This window comes from Pseudoalteromonas sp. CR1, from assembly GCF_019392235.1.
Taxonomy (GTDB): Bacteria; Pseudomonadota; Gammaproteobacteria; order Enterobacterales; family Alteromonadaceae; genus Pseudoalteromonas.
The window spans coordinates 1-260 of record NZ_JAHXRM010000359.1 but is presented as its reverse complement, the minus strand read 5'-3'; the positions used below and the strand labels follow the sequence as shown (position 1 = coordinate 260).

Annotated in this window: 1 protein-coding gene; it reads right to left on the bottom strand. The window is 61.9% G+C overall.

The window, feature by feature from the left end:
• The coding region (locus tag KZZ04_RS19700; RefSeq protein ID WP_219423958.1) for a 3-deoxy-7-phosphoheptulonate synthase at nt 1–260 on the bottom strand (260 nt) is incomplete at both ends.

The following is a 260-nucleotide window of genomic DNA, read 5'->3' as shown; positions in this document are numbered from 1 at the left end:
CTGACGGGTGCGGTCGCCGATCCACAACATGTGAGCCGAGCAGTCGTAGTAGTCGTTGGTCAGGCTGTCGCGGCGCACGAAGGCCTGTTCATAGTTGAGCAGCAGCGCTTCGTGGGCGGTGAAGAAGCTGGTTTCGCGCAGCTGCGGTGAGCTGTCCATGCCGCAGGCGCGCATGAAGGCCAGGGTTTCGTCGATGCGGTCCGCCAGTTGGCTGTACTTCTCGGCCAGTGCGGAGTTGGCGATGAAGTCCAGGTTCCATT